The sequence below is a fragment of the Vagococcus lutrae genome (assembly GCF_023299185.1).
Taxonomy (GTDB): domain Bacteria; phylum Bacillota; class Bacilli; order Lactobacillales; family Vagococcaceae; genus Vagococcus_A; species Vagococcus_A lutrae.
This window is the reverse complement of the sequence record NZ_CP097017.1, coordinates 1,759,817-1,779,086: the sequence shown is the minus strand read 5'-3', so window position 1 is coordinate 1,779,086 and position 19,270 is coordinate 1,759,817. Positions and strand designations below refer to the sequence as shown.

Sequence of the window (19,270 nt, the reverse complement as noted above, 5' to 3'; positions counted from 1 at the left end):
TTATTGTACCACACTCTCAATTTCCATGTCTGTTTCTTATATCATATTAAAAGGGTTAAGCCAAGATGATATCGTCTCTGTTGGAACATCCACTAAATGTTTTTCACAAGCTTTAAAAATAGTTATATCATTTTCCAATGCATCATGAGCAATATGAGATGCTTTGTCATATCCTATATGAGGTGTCAAAACGGTTACTAACATGAGTGACCTCTCTATGTATTCTGTCATCGTTCTTTCGTTTACTTTTAACCCTTGTAATGTATTTAATCGAAAAGAACGCATGCCTGACGAAAGAAGCTCTATACTTTGTAAAATATTCATTATGATAACAGGCTTATAAACATTCAATTGGAATTGTCCCTGACTCGCTGCGAATTGGATAGTGGTATCATTTCCCATTACTTGCATCACCACCATAGACAAGGCTTCAGCTTGTGTCGGATTAACTTTTCCTGGCATTATAGAACTTCCTGGCTCATTACTAGGAAGTGTTAGTTCTCCCAATCCGCATCGAGGACCACTAGCTAAAAAGCGAATATCGTTGACTATTTTTAATATATCGCTAGCTAATGAACGCAAAGCTCCGTGTAGTAACGACAAGGGTTGATGACTTGTTAAGGCAAAAAATTTATTATCATCGCTTTCAAAGGTTTGCTTTAACTCTTTCGATAAGTAATTAGCTACTTCTTCACCAAAATGTAAAGGCGCATTTATCCCTGTCCCAACTGCCGTCCCACCAATTGCTAATTTTTCAACAAAATGACTAGTAGAAGTAATCGCCTCTCTATTTCTTCTTATCATACTTTTCCAACCGCTAACTTCTTGCCCAAAAGTGAGAGGAGTGGCATCTTGTAGATGAGTTCGTCCTATTTTGATAATATCTTGATATTGATTAACTTGTTTCTCCAACTCTTTTTCCCATTCTATTAATTCAGGAATAAGGTTATTTGCTATCATTACTACTGTTGCAATATGCATGGCAGAAGGAAAGACATCATTAGAACTCTGAGAACGATTTACGTGATCATTGGGATGTATATCATAACCTTGTTCTTTGGCAATATTAGCTATCACTTCATTAACGTTCATATTGGTTTGCGTCCCACTTCCCGTTTGCCATACTTTCAAAGGGAAATGCTTACGCCACTTTTCTGGATACTCGAGTATTTCCGAACACCCCTTCATGATGCCTTGGTAAACTTTTTTATTAATAATTTCATGATTATAATTGACTACTGCACATGCTTTTTTTATGTAAACTAAGGCCTGTATGACTTCATAAGGCATTAATTCTGTACCTATTTTAAAATTATTTAAACTACGTTGAGTTTGAGCGCCCCAATAAGCATCACTGGCTACCTCAATTTCTCCCATTGAATCCTTTTCAATCCTCATATCCTCACTCTTCCTTCATCGACATTGAAATACACGTTTCTTCCGCAGCGATACGAACATATTTTGCCACATTTTGGGCTACTTCATGATTCATTGCATCAGGTATTACATAATCATCTGCTAAGTCTTCTTCTAACACCATATCAGCAATAGCTTGCGCTGCTGCCTTTTTCATTTCATGATTAATTGTTTTAGCTCGCGCATCGAGAGCACCTCTAAAAATACCAGGAAATGCTAACACATTGTTAATTTGATTAGGGAAATCTGAGCGTCCCGTCCCCATAATTCTAACTCCTGCTTTTTTAGCTAGTTGGTAATCTATTTCGGGAACGGGATTAGCCATAGCAAACACAATAGGATCTTTTGCCATAGTTTCAATCATGTTACTTGTCAAACAATTCCCAACTGAGACACCTATAAAAATATCTGCTCCAACTAAAGCTGTTTCTAAACTACCTGTTTTTTCTGAAGGATTTGTTTCCATTGCCAACTCCAACTTATGATCGAATAAAGGCTCACTTCGTTTAGTCGAAAGAATCCCATACTCATCACAAATTAAAATTTCTCCTATTTGCATTTCTAATAGCAAACGAGCAATAGCTGTTCCAGCAGCACCGGGGCCGTTAATCACAGCTTTAACAGACTTAAAATTCTTTTTAACAAGCTTTAAACTATTCATTAGTCCTGCTAATACAACAATCGCCGTTCCATGTTGGTCATCATGGAACACAGGTATATCCAGCATCTTATCGAGTTTTCTTTCAATTTCGAAACAACGTGGAGATGATATGTCTTCTAAATTTATCCCTCCAAACGAAGGAGCTATTCTACAAATAGTTTCAATTATTTCTTCTGTGTCTTCTGTATCCAAGCAAATAGGTATAGCATCAACATTTCCAAATTTTTTAAACAAAATAGCTTTACCTTCCATTACAGGTAATGAAGCTTCTGGGCCAATATTCCCGAGACCTAACACTGCACTCCCGTCTGAAACAACCGCAACCATATTTCCTTTTGACGTATAACGATACACATCACTTTTATTTTCTACTATTCTTTTGCAGGGTTCTGCGACACCGGGTGTATAAGCTAAAGCTAAATCTTCTTTTGTATTTAACGGCACTTTACTTTCAACTGCTATTTTTCCTTTATGTTTCTCATGGTAAAGTAAACTTTCGGTCATTCCGATTTCCCTCCTATAAGTAAGAGGCTGACATTACTATGCCAGCCCCTTATTCATATTATTTATATTATTTATTAGCATATTCCAAAGCAATAGTATTTGCGTATTCTTTGGCCCTCTTTGCTTCCTTTTCTGCTATCTCTACTGATAGTCCAATATAATGACGGGGGTCAATCATATCCCTGACTTCTTGCTCGGAAAATTGGCTGGCAATCAGCTCATTTTCCATTAGATTTGTATAGAAGTCTTCACCCTCATTAGCTGTTTTCATAGCAATTTCATACATCAATGAATGGGCTTTATCTTTGCCTAGTTTGGTAGCTAACACCATCATTACATTTTCACAATTGTCTAACCCTTTATTGCGTAGAGCGTTGTGTAACATACGGTCACGATGAGGAACCATTGTACGTGTCAATTCTTCTGTTCGCAAAAGAACTTCAGTGGTTAACTCTAAAGCTTCTTCTAAAATTCCATCAAAAAGCATATATGAGCTACTATCTCCTTCATAGGGACGAACTGAAGAATACATACCCACACCTGGTAAGGAGTATAATTTTTGCGAATTAGCGACAATTCCTTTTGCTAGTTTAGGATTAATTTTATGAGGCATTGTACTACTTCCAACTGTTCCTTTTTTAAAACCTTCAGACACTTCTGCAATTTCTTCTAAAGTCGTACTATATACTTCCTCGCCGATTTTATGACAAATATTTGCCATTAAAGATAAATTCATCATATATTCTAATTTATGTGTACTGATATTACGTGAAGGAACTTCCATCGTATACATACCCGTTAATTCAGCGACACGTTGTTGAACCGCAGGACCTACTTGAGGCATTGAACTAAATGTTCCAACTGCTCCACCCATCATAATCTTAAACACTCTTTTTTCAGCTTCACGCATTCTTTCATAACACTCTATAAACTCACTAATCCAGACTGATACCTTATAGCCATAAGTAATAGGTGTAGCATGTCGACCATGTGTACGTCCCGGCATCACGGCATCTTTATTTTCTTCAGCCAAGCGACTCAAATTATCTAAAATTTCTCCTAGTAATGTCATATATTTATCATGGACGGTTTTAACCATATAAAGCTGAGAACTTTGCTGAATATTTTGCGTGGTAATACCGTAATGAACATACTTACCACTTTCAGGCGGACATGCTTTTACTAAAACCTTAAGAAACGGGACAAATCCATGTCCTATCTCACGATATATTCGATCCATCTCTTCAAAATCTATATTCTCAATTTTCGCTGCCTGTTGGATATCTTTGGCCGCTTGCTCAGGTATAAATCCTTCTTCTGCTTGCGCCTGAGCCAAAGCTGCTTCAAACATTAACCACGTTTGATATTTGGCTTTGTCTGAAAACAGTTCTTTAATTCCTCTGTCATCCATCGTTTTACTTTTTGAATCATATAATGCTCTCATTAGAAAAAACCTCCTACTTCCTGCCTGTTATTTCCCTAGTTCTTCATCTACAGCATTTCGTACAAATTCTACTTGTGGGCCATATACAATATGTATATGTTTAGCTGCTGGGAAAAAGAATCCTGTACATCCCGATTGTTCTAATAATTTCTTATCTATCATACTTACATCATTAACATCTATTCTTAAACGTGTAATACAGTTCTCTACTGAAGCAATATTTTGTTTTCCTCCCAAAGCGTTTACCACAATTTTAGCGATTTCGTCATACCTTTTTTCTTTTAATAAGGTACTGTCTAGATTCTGTGATTCTTCACGTCCAGGTGTTTTAATGTCAAACTTAATAATTGCCCAATAAAAGATAAAGTAAGTAACAACAGCTAATAATAATCCTATCAATACTAAGAAAATCCAGTTAGTCTTTTCATACAAAAGTCCAAAAATTGCAAAGTCAAAAATTGTTCCTCTTATATAACCAATTGCTACATTCGCAAGCGATAACAAGACCGCTCCAATACCTACAATAGCGGCATATACAACAAAGAGTAAAGGTGCGATGAAAACAAATGTAAATTCTAATGGCTCAGTCACATTCCCTAGCATTGCTGTTAATACCATCGTAATTAACATAGATTTAACTTCGGGTTTATTCTCTGCTCTGGCTGTTTTATACATCGCAAAAGCAATTGCTGGAAAAAGGAAAAGAGTTACTAACATTTGCTGTTGCGCCATAAAACGTGTTAAATCTGGCATCATTGCCCAATATTCACTATTAGGACCTTGATTAAATAGAACTTCGTTCATCGCCGGTACTACCCCTACATAGGTCGTTCCGTCTATTACATAGGATCCCCCTGCTTCTGTAAATCTAAACAACGCATTCCATACATGATGCAGTCCAAACGGTATAAATAAGCGTTCCCCTGCGGCTGTAAAGAATGGTCCCATTACACTTAAAAACACTACTGATAATTTCATTAACACACCAACAAATAATTCCCAAATAAATGGTAATACTGCTCCAATCGCAATCATACATCCCATAGTGATAATAGGAACAGACTTCTTACCCGAAAAGAACGCAAACGCTGTGGGTAATTCCAAATTATAATACTTGTCCGTCGCCCAGGCTGCAATCAATCCCGTAATAATTCCGCCAGCAGCACTAATATTCATCGTTTGAATACCTAGAACTGTTATCTGACCTACTTGGGTCATGACATCTGGCTCTGCCATCTTGCCAGTCAAAGTTAACCAAACATTCATAGTAATAATTAAAGTTAAATAGCCTGTTACAGCAGCAAAAACAGAAATCCCTTTATCTTTTTTACTCATACCATATGCGACACCCATAGCAAATAATAAAGGTATATTATCAAAAACCACACTAGCAATAGATCGAATACTAATTAAAAGCGCATTTACATTCTCATTCCCTAAAAAACTAAATCTTTCTATCATATAAGGTTGAACAAATGCGCCACTAATACCTAATATCATTCCCACTGGTGCTAAAACACCAATTGGCAACAACAAGGTGCGTCCAAACTTTTGAATCGAATCACTGAATCTCCCTTTTTTTCCCATTTAGATATCTCCTTTTCATCTGATAACTGTATCATAACACCCGTATAACTAGACTAAAAGCGCTATCAATGTATATTAGATGACCTAAGTCACGAAAAATGATTTAGGTCATTTATAATGCTATCTATAAATAAAAAAGAGCCGCTAAACTAGCAGGCTCTTTGTATACTCATATTACTTTTCATCAAACTCATCCGGGTTCGTACCAAAACGTTCCCCAGTGTGCATATTATCAATAGCTTGTCTGTCTTCATCTGTCAGTTCAAAATCAAAAATATCCGCATTTTGAGCAATACGTTCTTGATTGACTGATTTTGGAATCGTCACAATATCATTTTCTAAATCCCAACGTAAAATAACTTGCGCTGGTGTTTTATGATATTTTTCGCCAATAGCTGCTAAACGCTCATCTTCTAACAGATGTCCTTGCCCTAGCGGTGACCATGCTTCAATCGCAATCTCATGTTTTGCACAATAATCACGTAACTCTTTCTGATTTAAAAGAGGGTGGAGTTCCACTTGATTGACCATCGGTTTAATTTCTGCATCCGTCATTAAATCATCTAAATGATGGGGATGAAAATTACACACGCCAATGGCTCTCACGCGTCCGTCTTTATATAATTTTTCTAACGCTCTCCAAGTATCTTTGTATTTACCCGCTACCGGCCAATGAATCAAATATAAATCTAAATAATCTAACTGTAATTTTTCTAAACTCTCTTCAAACGCTGCCAAGGTACTCTCATAGCCTTGTTCATCGTTCCATACTTTACTTGTTACAAAAAGTTCCTCGCGTTTAATACCAGACTCACGAATACCTTGCCCTACCCCGCGTTCATTTTTGTAAATTGCAGCTGTGTCAATAGAACGGTAACCTGTTTCAATTGCCCATTTGACGGCGTTAATAACTTCTTCATCATCTGCAGCTTTCCATACACCTAAACCTAATCGTGGCATTGTCACATCGTTTGCTAATATTTTTGTGCTAGAGATATCCATTTTGTTCCGTCCTTTCTATATAACCTATCTTAATTTTATACTTTATCTCATTATCTTGTAAAGTAAACGGACTTCTATGAACAAAATAACAAAATGAGAAGATTTTTACTGGTAATCTTCATTTATACACGGTACATTATAAGATAACTATTTCAAGACTGACAACTAGGAGGATATTATATGCAACGTGAGATTGTTCAAAATTTACCAAAAATCGAACTTCATTGTCATTTAGATGGTTCTGTTAGACCTGCTGTCCTAGAAAAAATCGCCCGAAAACAAAAACGCCCGTTACCTGCCACAGGTGACGCCTTAGCTGAGTTAATGAAAGTCCCAGACGAGGCTGAAAGCTTACTAGATTACTTAAAGTGTTTTGATGTCGTGCTTCCTTACTTACAACAAAAGGAAGCTCTAGAATTAATTGCTTATGATTTAGTTGCTCAAGTAGCAGAGGAAAATGTGACCTATTTAGAAGTACGATTTGCGCCCATGCTATTTACACACGAAGGTCTTAGCATTGAAACGATACTTGATGTTGTACTAAATGGATTAAAAAAAGGCGAGCAAGATTTTGGTGTTAAAACAAATGCACTACTTTGCGGTATGCGTCATCACACGCTTGAACAAAATCAACAAATTGTAACAGCAACGAAAAAATATCTTGGTAAGGGAGTTGCTGGTTTTGATTTAGCCGGCGATGAGGCGAACTATCCAATGTCTTTATTTGAAGAAGTCGTTTCCGAAGCACATACACAACAAATCCCTATTACGCTTCACGCAGGTGAATGTGGCTGCGCGCAAAATGTCGCTACTGCTGTAAAGTTGGGAGCAACACGTATCGGTCATGGGATTGCTTTGAAAGACGATTCGGCTATCTTAGAATCATGCATTCGTCACAACACTCTCATCGAAATGTGCCCTACTAGCAACTTCCAAACAAAAGCCGTATCATCTTTATCAGAGTATCCTTTCCAAATCTTCTTAGATGCTGGATTAAATATATGTATTAATACGGATAATCGTACGGTATCTAACACCACATTAACGGATGAGTTCTTAAAACTGCACGAATGGTATCAAATCGACTATGCCTTAATGAAAAAGTTAAATCAGAATGCCATTGAAGGAGCATTTATCTCCGATTCAGATAAACAACACTTGTCAGAGCAGCTAGATACAGCTTATTTACCTGTTCTTCACAGCCAATAAAAAAACCGAGCAATCAGCTCGGTTTTTTTACATTGTAATACTATCACTCTTAGTCACTTTCATAAATAACAATAGTGATGCGACGGTAATCGCAGTTAATATCGTCGACAAGGCTGCCGCAATCCCGTAATTTCCTCGAATAACTTCGGTATAAATCGCAACTGGCATCGTTTTAGTATTCACATTGTATAACAATATCGATGTAGATAATTCTGAAATCATGGTAATCCAACTTAGGATCGCACCTGACACAATACCTGATACCATCATCGGTACAGTAATACGAGCAAATGTGTTGAGCTTACTGCTTCCTAAACTAGAAGCTGCTTCTTCAATAGAGTCAGGAATCTGTCCTAAAGTAGCAACTGAAGAACGGATTGTATAAGGTAAACGTCTCACTGTCAATGAAATCACAATAATCAACGCCGTACCAGTAATAGCTAGAATACCACTATTGGCAATTCCTGTATTAAAGGCTGCTAAATATGAAATCCCTAAAACTGTCCCTGGAACAATATAAGGTATCATACTTAAAATATCAATAGTCGCAGTTAATGTGTTCTTCTTTTTCACTGTTAAATAGGAAATGAAAATAGAAAAAATCACTACAATAACGAGGGCCATTAATGGAATACGTATCGTATTAAAAATGGCTGACCCCATTCGATTAAATGCTTCACGATAACTATTTAATGAGTAACCAGGAACAAACACCATTCCTTGAGTATTCAAAAATGACGTGTAAATCAAATATAATTGCGGCAAGATTGCTAAAAATACAATTCCATAAGAGACGATATAAACGACCGCTTTTTTGACGCCTTTAATGGAACGCTGAGAGATAGGGTGCAAAGAGCTCATTGTAAATGTATTCTTATTCGCAATATACTTTTGAATAAGAAAAATGGTCAGCGCAATAATAATAGCTATTACGGCTAGTGAAGAAGCAAACGACGCATCTCCTCCTACTTCACTCATGAATTCTGTATAAATTAAAACAGGAAAAGTTCGATACCCTTCTCCGATTAACATAGGTGTCCCAAAATCAGAAAAAGCACGCATAAATACTAGTAAAGCTCCTGCTAAAATCGTGGGTAATAACAATGGCAAGATTACTTTGAAAAACCGTGAAATACCGCTACTTCCCATGCTTTCCGCTGCTTCTAATAACGAATTATCGATGCTCTTAAAAGCGCCACTCACATATAAAAATATTAAAGGAAACAGTTGTAACGTAAACACCAATGTAATGCCAGTAAATCCATAGATGTCAGGCATGGTAATATGAAAAACATTCGCTAAAAATGTCGTGATAATACCATTTCTTCCTAACAATAAAATCCATGAATAAGCGCCAATAAATGGTGCAGACATCGATGCGATGACAATAAGGATTTGTAAAACTTTCTTCCCTTTAAATTCATACATCGCAAATAAATAAGCTAACAGTATTCCAACGATTAAAGCACAGATTGTAGCCGTGATAGATACTTTAAAACTGTTGATTAGCGTTTCAGAATAATACGTCTTTGAAAAAAATGTAACGAAATTTTCTAAGGAAAGACTTCCTGATACCACAACCGCTTGTTTTAACAAACTACCTAGTGGGTAGACTAAAAACAACAAATAGGTGATTAGTATAAACAAACCCGATCCATTCCATATATCAAGTTTAAAGGATTTCTGTTTCATCTTACTCACCACCTAGCAAGTTTTGAGACCCATCATGGGTAAATACATTTATTTTTTGACGATTAATCTCTAAATAAATAGTGTCGCCTGGCATTAAATCCTCTTCAAACGTGGATTCTTCGGTCACTTGGACTTTTTGTCCATTTCCTAAACTAACATAATATTCTGTGTTCAGCCCTAGATAGACGCTATCTATCACGGTAGCTAGGATGCCGTGATCTCCCGTTCTAATAAACTCTTCTGGACGTATACTAATTTTGACCGATTGACTTTCCACATGATTTAATTCAGGAAAAGCTAAATGATAGCCCCCTTCAAACTCTAAGTAAGCTTCGCCTGCTTCATGTATCAACGTACCTTCTAAAATATTCGTTCTTCCGATAAAAGTCGAAACAAACACATTACTTGGACGATGATATAACTCTTTTGGACGTCCTACTTGTTGGATAATTCCATCTTTCATAACGGCAATCTGATCACTTATTGCCATTGCTTCCTCCTGGTCATGCGTTACATAGACAGTCGTAATTCCTACTTCTTTTTGAATTTCACGAATAGCTTGACGCATGTCTAATCGCAATTTCGCATCCAAGTTACTCAACGGTTCATCCATTAGTAAGACATCTGGACTGATTGCAATAGCACGTGCTAAAGCAACACGTTGTTGCTGCCCACCACTCAGTTGATCTGGCTTTCTATCTTGGTATTCAGCGATTTGCATTAATTCTAAATATTTATCTGTTTCTTTTTTAATTTTCTCTTTTGAAAGTTTTCGTTGTTTCAAGCCGAATTCAACATTTTGTCTAACTGTTAGGTTAGGGAAAATAGCGTAGTTTTGAAAGACCATTCCAATGTTTCGTTTGCTTGGCTCTTTATCGTTAATCCGTTCTTGATTAAAGTAAAAATCGCCCCCTTCAATTGAGTTAAATCCTGCAATCATTCTTAAAAGGGTTGTTTTACCACAACCAGAAGGTCCCAAAAGTGTAAAGAGGGACCCGTCTGGAATATCTACAGACAAGTTAGGAATAACTTCCACATCATGATAGATTTTTTTTGCATTTTTTATCGTAATTTTACTCATGTTTCACTACTCCCAACGACTTATTTCGATTGAATGTCTACATAAATATCGCTATAGCGTTTCACGATATCTTGTTTATGTTTAATAACATATTCTTGATCTTCTTCAATCGTTTTAATTTCTGATAAATCTTTCATATTTTCACTAGTCTTAGCATCTTTTCTAACTGGACGGTTAGTTGTTGTAGTTCCTAAAATATCTTGGACTTCTTGAGAAATAACATAGTCAACAAATTTCTTAGCATTTTCTTGATGTTTAGCATCTTTGATAATAGCAACACTTGCAGGTAAGAAGACAGTTCCTTCTTCTGGATAAATAATTTCAACATCCGCACCATCATTTAAAAGTTTCACACTTGGGTCTTCATACGTTAAACCAATAGTCATCTCACCATCGGCAACTGTTTTATACACATTACTTGAGCTTGATGATATTTTTCCATCCACTAATGAAAACACATCGTATACGTAGTCCCAAGCTGCATCCTTATCATAGCCGCCTTTTGCCAATAACATATTTGTTAATTGTGCGAAGGCACTTGAAGAGTTAGCTGGATCTGCTGTCGCAATTTTACCTTTAAAATCTTCGTCTAACAAATCAGCATAACCGTTTATTTTTTTATCTCCCAATAGTTTTTTATTCGCTAAAATAACACTTCCGTCAATGGTATACGGTGTGTAGAATCCTGTTTTATTTTGATATTCTTCTACCAATTGGTCATTTTCTTTTGGTACGTACTCTTCAAATAAATCTGTACTCTCAGCATATTGAGAATAAGCGCCACCCCATATAATATCTGCTACAGGTGCTTGCTTTTCTGTTTCTAACTTTTTAAACAACTCGCCTGTGCCTGCTTGAACTAATTCCACTTTAATACCGTATTTTTCTTCAAATCCTGGAATCACCGCGTCACTCAATCCTTCTGAGTTTGGTGAATAAATGACTACTTTCTTTTCATCTGAAGCGCCAGCCTCGTCTTTCTTATTACCTGTTGAACAACCTGCTAATAAAGCCATTGATGCTAATAAGCCTAATCCAACATACCATTTCTTCATTGTTCATTCTCCTCTACATATTTAATATACATAAATTGTAACCGTTACCAAACAAGAAAAACATCCAACTTTTATCGCGTTTAAGGAAAAAAAATCGCAATCGATTATAAAATCGCTGCGATTTCTTTTGGCGAAGACCCTATATACTTTTTAAAGACTTTACTATAGTATTTGTATTCACTGTACCCGCACATTACTGCTACTTCGTATACTTTATACCCTTGCTTGATAAATTCTAATGATTGTTGGATACGATACCGATTTAAATAATCATTAAACGTCATATTCATTGCTTTTTTAAATCGCTGCTGAATCACGGATTTACTATAATTGAGCTCTGTTTCTAAACGATCCAACGTGACTTTTTCATGATAGTTCTTTTCAATAAATAGTAAAATAGCGGAGACTAACTCATCTTTTTTTTGTAAAGGAGGCACGATATTTTTTTCTAACCATTTATCTTGCTGCTCATTTTGCTGCTCATATAGTTTTCTCATCGCAACGTCTTCGATTGCTTTATCTAAAGCAGCGTCTAGTTTATTCATGTCTAAAGGTTTTACTAAGAAATCTGTCACATCATATTGAATGGCTTGTTTAGCCGTCTCAAATTCATTAATACCTGAAATAATGATGGTGCTGTACATATAATCCCTTGTTTGTTCAAGCATGTAAAACGCATCTTGAATGGGCATATTTACATCTGTGATTACAATATCTGGCTCATGTTCTTTAATCTTTTGAACGCCTTCTAATCCATTAGCTGCTTCTGCAATAATGACGCAATTTTTTTGTTGATAATCAAATCCATAGCAAATACCCTTGCGTATAATTTTCTCATCTTCTACTACTATTATTTTATACAACCTCACTCACCTCTTTAACTGCGAAAACAATTTCAATAACTAACTCTTCTTTATTTTTATAAATGGTAAACGAAGAATTCGGATACATAAGCTCTACACGTCTTTTACAATTAATTAAACCATGATGATTCCCATATATACCCGGTTGATAAATATTCACTAATAACTCTTCAATATCCCGATCACTTAAAACATTCCCATTATCTGAATAAATCACACTATAAATTCCAGGTTCAAGCTCCCGTCCTTCAATCGCTATATGAAGCTCCGATTGATACTTAAAGCCATATTTCAAACTGTTCTCTATTAAAGGCAATAAGAAAAGTTTCGGAACACGCTCTTTTAAAAGATCGTTAGACATTTCAATTTCATAAGTTAAATCATCAAACCGTATGGTAGCAATTTCCAAATACTTTTCAATATACATAATATCTTGCGACATAGAGGTCACTGTTTGCGTGTTGTCGATGCTATAACGTAAAATATCATTCAGTAATAAAATAAGCTTATTAGCTAACTGTACGTCATAAAAACAACTACTTCTAATCACTTCAAGAGTATTATATAAAAAGTGAGGATTGAACTGCGCCTCTAATTTCTTACGTTCAAAGACGATATTTTCTTGTATCAAATATAAATTACGTTGATGCGAGTCATTTAACTGTTCTAACATACGATTTATTTCTCTAGCAATCAAAACAAATTCTTCTTCTCCTTTGGGCTCTAAACGATGCAAAGGATTGTACATGACCTGATTCATCTCATCCTTTAACCATTCGACTGAGCGTGCCGTATTCATCGATATTTTTTTACCTAGATAAAAAACCAAGCACACCATCCCGACAACAAACGGAAATATGTAGACTAGTGTACGAGAAAGAATTTGATAAAACGGCTCTTTTTCTGTGTAGGTTACTAAGCTTAATTGTTGATTTAGGTCTTGAGAGCGAGAAACAAAACTTTTTCGATTATAATTAAACGATGACTCGATAATATCTGTTTTCACTTTTAATAAACGCGGTTCTACAAATTGATCAGAAGAAGCACTAAGCACGTTATCAAACTGGTCATAGATTAAATAATTGGCATCCGTTCGATTCAGGTAATTCTCAATATCTTTGCGCTCAAAAACCTGAATGACGCTCCCGAAATTACCGATTTCTTTAATAACTAACAGATAACGATCACGATTCGCATCGGAAAACACTTTATAATTCAATGTTCCTTTTGACACACTAGAATCTAATACTAAAGATAAATAATAGCCAAACCGAGAATCTTCTTTGAATTTATTTGAGGTCGTTAAGATAATTTGTTTCTCTTTATCTACAATGATAAGATGTCTTTTAATTGGTTCCTGACTTTGAAATAAAGAGAATTGATAGTAAATAGCATTGGCGTCTATTTTACCATCTAAATAATCACGATAGCTTGCATACCCTTGATTATTTTCTTTGACAATATTATCAGATACTGTTTTAAAAGTCGTAACGATATCTGCTTCTTGTCTTTTTAAAATATTATCTGAGCTAGAACTACGGTAATAATAAAGACCTAACGTCAGAGCGATGGTGGCTAAAAAAATTAAAATAGCTCCATATAAAAACAGCTCTCTTTTCAATTGCTTTTCAAACGACATTCTATCACCTTCACCCTCATTTAAACCGTTTTCAATTACAAACACGCTAAGCTTATCAAATACACAGATTAGCTGTCAATATCTCTGTTGCTACTTATTCACTTCTTATCACACATAAAAATGCTCTTCATAAATAACACAACAAAAAAACCACATGAGAGAAAAACTCATGTGGTTTTGAATAGGGGACGATTAAGCTTTAGCTTACATCATACCGCCCATCATGCCTGGATCCATTCCTGGAGCTCCCATTTGCGCTTCTGGTTCTGGCTTGTCAGCAATAACTGCTTCTGTTGTTAAAATAAGTGAAGCTACACTTGCAGCATTTTGCAAAGCAGAGCGTGTGACTTTTGTAGGGTCTACAATACCTGCTTCAATCATATTAACCCATTCGTCAGTTGCTGCATTGTAACCAACACCCACTTCGGCACTCTTCAAGTGGTCAACTACTACAGAGCCTTCCATACCAGCGTTATCAGCAATTTGACGAACTGGTTCTTCTAAAGCACGTAATACAATGTTAATTCCTGTTAAGACATCGCCTGTTTCGTCCAATTCTGCTACTTTCCCGGCAACATTAACAAGGGCTGTACCACCACCTGAAACAATACCTTCTTCGACTGCTGCACGAGTTGCATTTAAGGCATCTTCAATTCTTAATTTTAATTCTTTTAATTCTGTTTCTGTTGCTGCACCAACTTTAACCACCGCAACACCACCAGAAAGTTTTGCTAAACGTTCTTGTAGTTTTTCACGGTCAAAATCAGAAGTTGTATCTGCTATTTGAGAGCGAATTAAGCTAACACGTTCTTGAATGGCATCTGTTGCTCCTGCCCCTTCAACGATAGTGGTATTATCTTTATCCACTACTACTTTTTTCGCACGACCAAGCGCTTCGATTGTCGTGTCTTTTAAATCCAATCCTAAATCTTCTGTAATAACAGTACCACCTGTTAAGATAGCAATATCTTCTAACATCGCTTTACGACGGTCACCAAATCCTGGTGCTTTAACTGCCGCTACGTTAAATGTTCCACGAATTTTATTTAACACTAGCGTTGGTAATGCTTCTCCATCAACGTCATCAGCGATGATTAATAATGGTTTACCTTGTTGTAAGATTTGTTCCAATAATGGTAAGATATCTTGAATATTTGAGATTTTCTTATCTGTAATTAAAATATATGGATCTTCTAAAACAGCTTCCATTTTATCGTTATCTGTCACCATATATTGTGATAGATAACCGCGGTCAAATTGCATTCCTTCTACCACATCTAATTCAGTTTCAATCCCTTTTGATTCTTCAATCGTGATAACGCCGTCGTTACCTACTTTTTCCATGGCTGCTGAAACTAAATCTCCCACTTTTTGTGAACCAGAAGATACTGCGGCAACTTGAGCAATCGCTTCTTTTGTTTCAACTGGACGAGAAATATCGTGAAGTCCTTCAACGGCTGCTTTCGTTGCTAGCTCGATACCACGACGAATACCTACTGGGTTAGCACCAGCTGTAACGTTTTTCAATCCTTCACGAACAATAGCACGTGTTAAAACTGTTGCTGTTGTTGTACCATCTCCAGCAATATCATTCGTTTTAGACGCTACTTCAGAAACTAATTGTGCTCCCATATTTTCAAAATGGTCTTCCAATTCGATTTCTTTTGCAATCGTTACCCCATCATTAGTAATAAGTGGCGAACCGTAACCTCTTTCTAAAACCACATTACGTCCTTTTGGTCCTAATGTTACTTTTACTACATCTGCTAATGTATCAACTCCGCGCACCATTGCTTCGCGTGCGTCACCTGAAAATTTAATATCTTTTGCCATTTCTATCACCTCTCGAATTTTTATTCTACTATTGCGATAATGTCTTTTTCATGTAAGATTAAATAATCTTTTCCTTCATGTGTCACTTCAGATCCCGCATATTTTTCAAATAAAACGCGGTCTTCTTTTTTAACTGATAATGGAAGTTTGTCTCCATTTTCTAAAGTGCGACCTTCACCAACAGCGATAACTGTTCCAATTTGAGGTCTTTCTTTGGAAGCAGATGTCAGGACTAATCCTCCTGCTGTTACTTCTTCTTGTTCTGCCACTTCCAGAATGACACGATCTCCTAATGGTTTTAACAATGTAAATCCCTCCATTTAGTTTTATCTTTTAGCACTTAATGATTAAGAGTGCTAATCCACTTATTATAATACCTATTCTTTTTCTTTTTGGCAAGTCTTTTGCTATGATCGATTTAACAAACAAAAAAAGTTACTACAAAATGTGTAGTAACTTTTAATTTAGTTAGTAGTGGACTGATCTTCGCCATAATGATTTAAGAAGTAAATTAAGGTTTGCAATTCATGTGTCAAGTTAACACTTTGCACTTGCACATGTTTTGGCGTTGTTAAACGAACTGGCGTAAAGTTCATAATCCCACGAACCCCTGCTTCGATTAATTGATTTGCCACATCTTGCGCTGCAGAAGAAGGAACCGTCATAATTGCAATTTCAATTTGTTGTTGTTTAATTTGCTCGACCATGTCTGACATTGGATAGACAGGAATTCCTTCGACAATACGGCCAACTAGATCTTCTTTCACATCGAACGCCGCACTAATACGGATATTATTCCCTTGGTGGAACCCGTAGTTTAATAACGCATTACCTAAGTTACCAACCCCGATAAGCGCCACATTTGTTAAGCGGTCTTCTGTTAAAATCTTACCAAAAAATTCTAATAAACTTTCTACGTCATAACCGTAGCCACGTTTACCAAGTTCTCCAAAGTAAGAAAAGTCACGACGAATTGTCGCACTGTCAACTTTCACTGCTTCACTTAATTCTGTAGAGGAAACTTTTGTTTTCCCTGAATCTAATAATACGCGTAAATAGCGATAATACAACGGCAACCTTTTGGCAGTTGCACGAGGAATTGTTTGTGTTTTCATAATGATTTTCTCCCTTTCCAGTATTGTTGTTTACCCATCGTTCTGGAATTCACATTACTATAATACCAGTAATTATACACATAATGCAATTTTGTTGTCTCAATTGTGAAAAAGTTCTTGCAGTCAACACTTTTTAGTTTTTTATCTTTTTCAATATGATATTATAAATAAAGGAAACGAGGTTATAAAATGATTCTATTACAAGCAAATCAAGTGGCGCGCCATTTTGGTGCAGATGTCCTTTTTGAACAACTTTATTTAGAAATACAAGATACGAGTCGCATTGCTTTAGTTGGACGAAATGGAGCAGGAAAGTCGACATTATTAAAAATAATCGCAGGTATCGAAACACCCGATCAAGGAAATATTTCCAAAATAAAAGACTTGACTATCGGCTATTTAGCACAGGATACTGGTTTTCAATCTGAAAAAACTGTCTGGGAAGAAATGTTAAGTGTTTTTGAATCCGTTATTCAAACAGAACAACAACTACGTACATTAGAACAAAAAATGGCCGATCCTACAATTTATGAAGATGAAGAAAACTATCGCCATCTTTTAAAAACGTACGATACCATTCAAGTAAAATTTCATGATATGAACGGATTTGGCTATGAAGCGGAAATTAAATCAGTGTTAAATGGTTTTCAGTTCGATGCTTCTTTTTATGACCGTCCAGTCAACGCTCTCTCTGGCGGACAAAAAACACGACTGGCTTTAGCTAAGTTACTTTTAGAACGGCCACAACTGTTAATCTTAGACGAGCCGACAAACCACTTGGATATTCAAACTCTGTCATGGTTAGAAGGCTATTTGCAAAACTATCGTGGCGCGTTACTTATGGTTTCACATGACCGTTACTTTTTAGACCAACTTGTCAATGAAGTTTATGAACTTAGTCGTCATAAGATGACACATTACAAAGGAAACTATACACGCTATTTGATATTAAAAGAAGAAAAAATGCGGTTAGAATGGCGTGCCTTTGAAAAACAACAAGACTCGATTAAAAAGATGGAAGAGTTTGTAGCAAAAAACATTGCGCGAGCAAGTACGACGAAACGTGCACAGAGTCGAAGAAAACAGTTGGAAAAGTTAGAGCGTATTGAACAGCCTCTAGGGGATGAGAAGTCTGCGAGTTTTCGTTTTCCAATTGAAAAAGCTTCAGGTAATATCGTCCTACAAGTCGAGGACGCGAGTATTGGGTTTGACGACCACGTATTAGCTGCTCCGATTAAATTAGACATTCGCAAGCAAGAAGCTGTCGCGTTGGTCGGTCCAAATGGGATTGGTAAATCGACGCTATTAAAAGCCATTATTGAAAAACAGCCCTTTCTAACCGGAGAAAAACGTACGGGTTCAAATGTTTCAATTGGTTATTATGATCAGGAACATCAACAACTGTCGTCAAATAAAACCGTACTTAAAGAGTTATGGGACGAACATCCTACTACGCCTGAAAAAGAAATTCGAACGATGTTAGGCAGTTTTCTATTTTCTGGAGAAGATGTTGAAAAAACGATTGGCCTTCTGAGTGGTGGAGAAAAAGCACGCGTGGCTTTGGCAAAACTAGCTATGCAAAAAAACAATTTTTTAGTACTCGATGAGCCGACCAACCATTTAGATATCGATAGTAAAGAAGTTTTAGAAGAAGCATTGATTCACTATGAAGGCACGATTTTATTTGTTTCTCATGACCGTTACTTTATCAATCGTATTGCCACAAAAGTAATCGAACTAGAAGCCGATGGTACTACGGAGTATCTAGGTGACTACGATTACTTTGTCGATAAAAAGGCTGAATTAGCCGAGCTGGCCGCACTTCAAGCCGAAGAAACATCGCCAGAAGTACCTAGCACGACGGCCTCTTCTAATAAGCAAGACTATCAAGCTTCAAAAGAATTACAACGGGAACAACGTCGCTTGGAACGCTTAATCGCTGAGAGTGAGCAAGCTATTGAACGCTTAGACCAAGAAATGCAACAACTCCAAGAAGAAATGGCACTTCCTGATAATTTACAAGACCATACTAAGCTCTTGTCTTTACAACAAACACTTGAAGAAAAAGAAATGGCACAGCTTGACTTATGGGAAACATGGGAAACAGCTTCTCATGAATTAGAAACGTTAACTTAAAAAAAGAGTGCGAGAAAAATTCTCGCACTCTTT

At 36.4% G+C, this 19,270-nt stretch carries 15 protein-coding genes; 2 read left to right on the top strand and 13 right to left on the bottom strand.

The window, feature by feature from the left end; genetic code table 11:
- Positions 1-36: 36 nt before the first annotated feature.
- The 5 genes from M2919_RS08600 to M2919_RS08580 all read right to left on the bottom strand — a co-directional run bounded on the left by M2919_RS08600 (position 37) and on the right by M2919_RS08580 (position 6,614).
- The gene (locus tag M2919_RS08600) at positions 37-1,398 is read right to left on the bottom strand and encodes a class II fumarate hydratase (protein ID WP_248848651.1); all 1,362 of its coding nucleotides are present in this window, start codon (positions 1,396-1,398) and stop codon (positions 37-39) included.
- 4 nt (positions 1,399-1,402) lie between these two features.
- Positions 1,403-2,581, bottom strand: coding sequence for an NAD(P)-dependent malic enzyme (locus M2919_RS08595; RefSeq protein ID WP_023606836.1), 1,179 nt, complete (start codon positions 2,579-2,581; stop codon positions 1,403-1,405).
- A gap of 67 nt (positions 2,582-2,648) precedes the next feature.
- The gene (locus M2919_RS08590) at positions 2,649-4,025 is read right to left on the bottom strand and encodes a class-II fumarase/aspartase family protein (protein WP_023606835.1); all 1,377 of its coding nucleotides are present in this window, start codon (positions 4,023-4,025) and stop codon (positions 2,649-2,651) included.
- A gap of 27 nt (positions 4,026-4,052) precedes the next feature.
- A complete protein-coding gene (locus tag M2919_RS08585) occupies positions 4,053-5,612 on the bottom strand; it encodes a PTS transporter subunit EIIC (RefSeq protein ID WP_248848650.1) in 1,560 nt (519 codons plus the stop codon).
- A gap of 174 nt (positions 5,613-5,786) precedes the next feature.
- A complete protein-coding gene (locus M2919_RS08580; protein ID WP_248848649.1) occupies positions 5,787-6,614 on the bottom strand; it encodes an aldo/keto reductase in 828 nt (275 codons plus the stop codon).
- Positions 6,615-6,794: 180 nt separating this feature from the next.
- On the opposite strand from M2919_RS08580, the gene add reads away from it, so the two are divergent.
- A complete protein-coding gene (add, locus tag M2919_RS08575; protein WP_248848648.1) occupies positions 6,795-7,823 on the top strand; it encodes an adenosine deaminase in 1,029 nt (342 codons plus the stop codon).
- A gap of 27 nt (positions 7,824-7,850) precedes the next feature.
- Here add and M2919_RS08570 read toward each other — a convergent pair whose 3' ends face one another.
- The 8 genes from M2919_RS08570 to M2919_RS08535 form a co-directional block, all read right to left on the bottom strand.
- Entirely contained in the window at positions 7,851-9,515 is a 1,665-nt protein-coding gene (locus M2919_RS08570) for an ABC transporter permease (protein WP_202585124.1), read from the bottom strand.
- A gap of 1 nt (position 9,516) precedes the next feature.
- A complete protein-coding gene (locus tag M2919_RS08565; RefSeq protein WP_248848647.1) occupies positions 9,517-10,596 on the bottom strand; it encodes an ABC transporter ATP-binding protein in 1,080 nt (359 codons plus the stop codon).
- 20 nt (positions 10,597-10,616) lie between these two features.
- On the bottom strand, positions 10,617-11,651 hold the full coding sequence (locus tag M2919_RS08560; protein WP_168413649.1) for an extracellular solute-binding protein: 1,035 nt from the start codon (positions 11,649-11,651) through the stop codon (positions 10,617-10,619).
- A gap of 104 nt (positions 11,652-11,755) precedes the next feature.
- Complete coding sequence (locus M2919_RS08555) at positions 11,756-12,514, bottom strand: response regulator transcription factor (RefSeq protein ID WP_248848646.1); 759 nt, start codon at positions 12,512-12,514, stop codon at positions 11,756-11,758.
- Entirely contained in the window at positions 12,507-14,153 is a 1,647-nt protein-coding gene (locus M2919_RS08550; RefSeq protein ID WP_222316821.1) for a sensor histidine kinase, read from the bottom strand. Before M2919_RS08550 ends, M2919_RS08555 begins: the two co-directional genes overlap by 8 nt.
- 204 nt (positions 14,154-14,357) lie before the next feature.
- Positions 14,358-15,986: a chaperonin GroEL gene (groL, locus tag M2919_RS08545; protein WP_248848645.1), complete on the bottom strand. Its 1,629-nt coding sequence runs from the start codon at positions 15,984-15,986 to the stop codon at positions 14,358-14,360.
- A 20-nt stretch (positions 15,987-16,006) separates the two neighbouring features.
- Positions 16,007-16,291 carry a co-chaperone GroES gene (gene groES, locus M2919_RS08540; RefSeq protein ID WP_126760895.1) on the bottom strand — a complete coding sequence of 95 codons (285 nt, stop codon included), beginning with the start codon at positions 16,289-16,291 and terminating at the stop codon, positions 16,007-16,009.
- A 159-nt stretch (positions 16,292-16,450) separates the two neighbouring features.
- The gene (locus M2919_RS08535) at positions 16,451-17,101 is read right to left on the bottom strand and encodes a redox-sensing transcriptional repressor Rex (protein WP_023606824.1); all 651 of its coding nucleotides are present in this window, start codon (positions 17,099-17,101) and stop codon (positions 16,451-16,453) included.
- A 189-nt stretch (positions 17,102-17,290) separates the two neighbouring features.
- On the opposite strand from M2919_RS08535, the gene M2919_RS08530 reads away from it, so the two are divergent.
- Positions 17,291-19,237, top strand: coding sequence for an ABC-F family ATP-binding cassette domain-containing protein (locus M2919_RS08530; protein WP_168413646.1), 1,947 nt, complete (start codon positions 17,291-17,293; stop codon positions 19,235-19,237).
- Positions 19,238-19,270 lie beyond the last annotated feature (33 nt).

Bases quoted from the DNA above. Each gene is read 5' to 3' on its own strand.
- M2919_RS08600 (WP_248848651.1), bottom strand. From the start codon at position 1,398: ATGAGGATTGAAAAGGATTCAATGGGAGAAATTGAGGTAGCCAGTGAT.
- M2919_RS08595 (WP_023606836.1), bottom strand. From the start codon at position 2,581: ATGACCGAAAGTTTACTTTACCATGAGAAACATAAAGGAAAAATAGCA.
- M2919_RS08590 (WP_023606835.1), bottom strand. From the start codon at position 4,025: ATGAGAGCATTATATGATTCAAAAAGTAAAACGATGGATGACAGAGGA.
- M2919_RS08585 (WP_248848650.1), bottom strand. From the start codon at position 5,612: ATGGGAAAAAAAGGGAGATTCAGTGATTCGATTCAAAAGTTTGGACGC.
- M2919_RS08580 (WP_248848649.1), bottom strand. From the start codon at position 6,614: ATGGATATCTCTAGCACAAAAATATTAGCAAACGATGTGACAATGCCA.
- add (WP_248848648.1), top strand. From the start codon at position 6,795: ATGCAACGTGAGATTGTTCAAAATTTACCAAAAATCGAACTTCATTGT.
- M2919_RS08570 (WP_202585124.1), bottom strand. From the start codon at position 9,515: ATGAAACAGAAATCCTTTAAACTTGATATATGGAATGGATCGGGTTTG.
- M2919_RS08565 (WP_248848647.1), bottom strand. From the start codon at position 10,596: ATGAGTAAAATTACGATAAAAAATGCAAAAAAAATCTATCATGATGTG.
- M2919_RS08560 (WP_168413649.1), bottom strand. From the start codon at position 11,651: ATGAAGAAATGGTATGTTGGATTAGGCTTATTAGCATCAATGGCTTTA.
- M2919_RS08550 (WP_222316821.1), bottom strand. From the start codon at position 14,153: ATGTCGTTTGAAAAGCAATTGAAAAGAGAGCTGTTTTTATATGGAGCT.
- groL (WP_248848645.1), bottom strand. From the start codon at position 15,986: ATGGCAAAAGATATTAAATTTTCAGGTGACGCACGCGAAGCAATGGTG.
- M2919_RS08535 (WP_023606824.1), bottom strand. From the start codon at position 17,101: ATGAAAACACAAACAATTCCTCGTGCAACTGCCAAAAGGTTGCCGTTG.
- M2919_RS08530 (WP_168413646.1), top strand. From the start codon at position 17,291: ATGATTCTATTACAAGCAAATCAAGTGGCGCGCCATTTTGGTGCAGAT.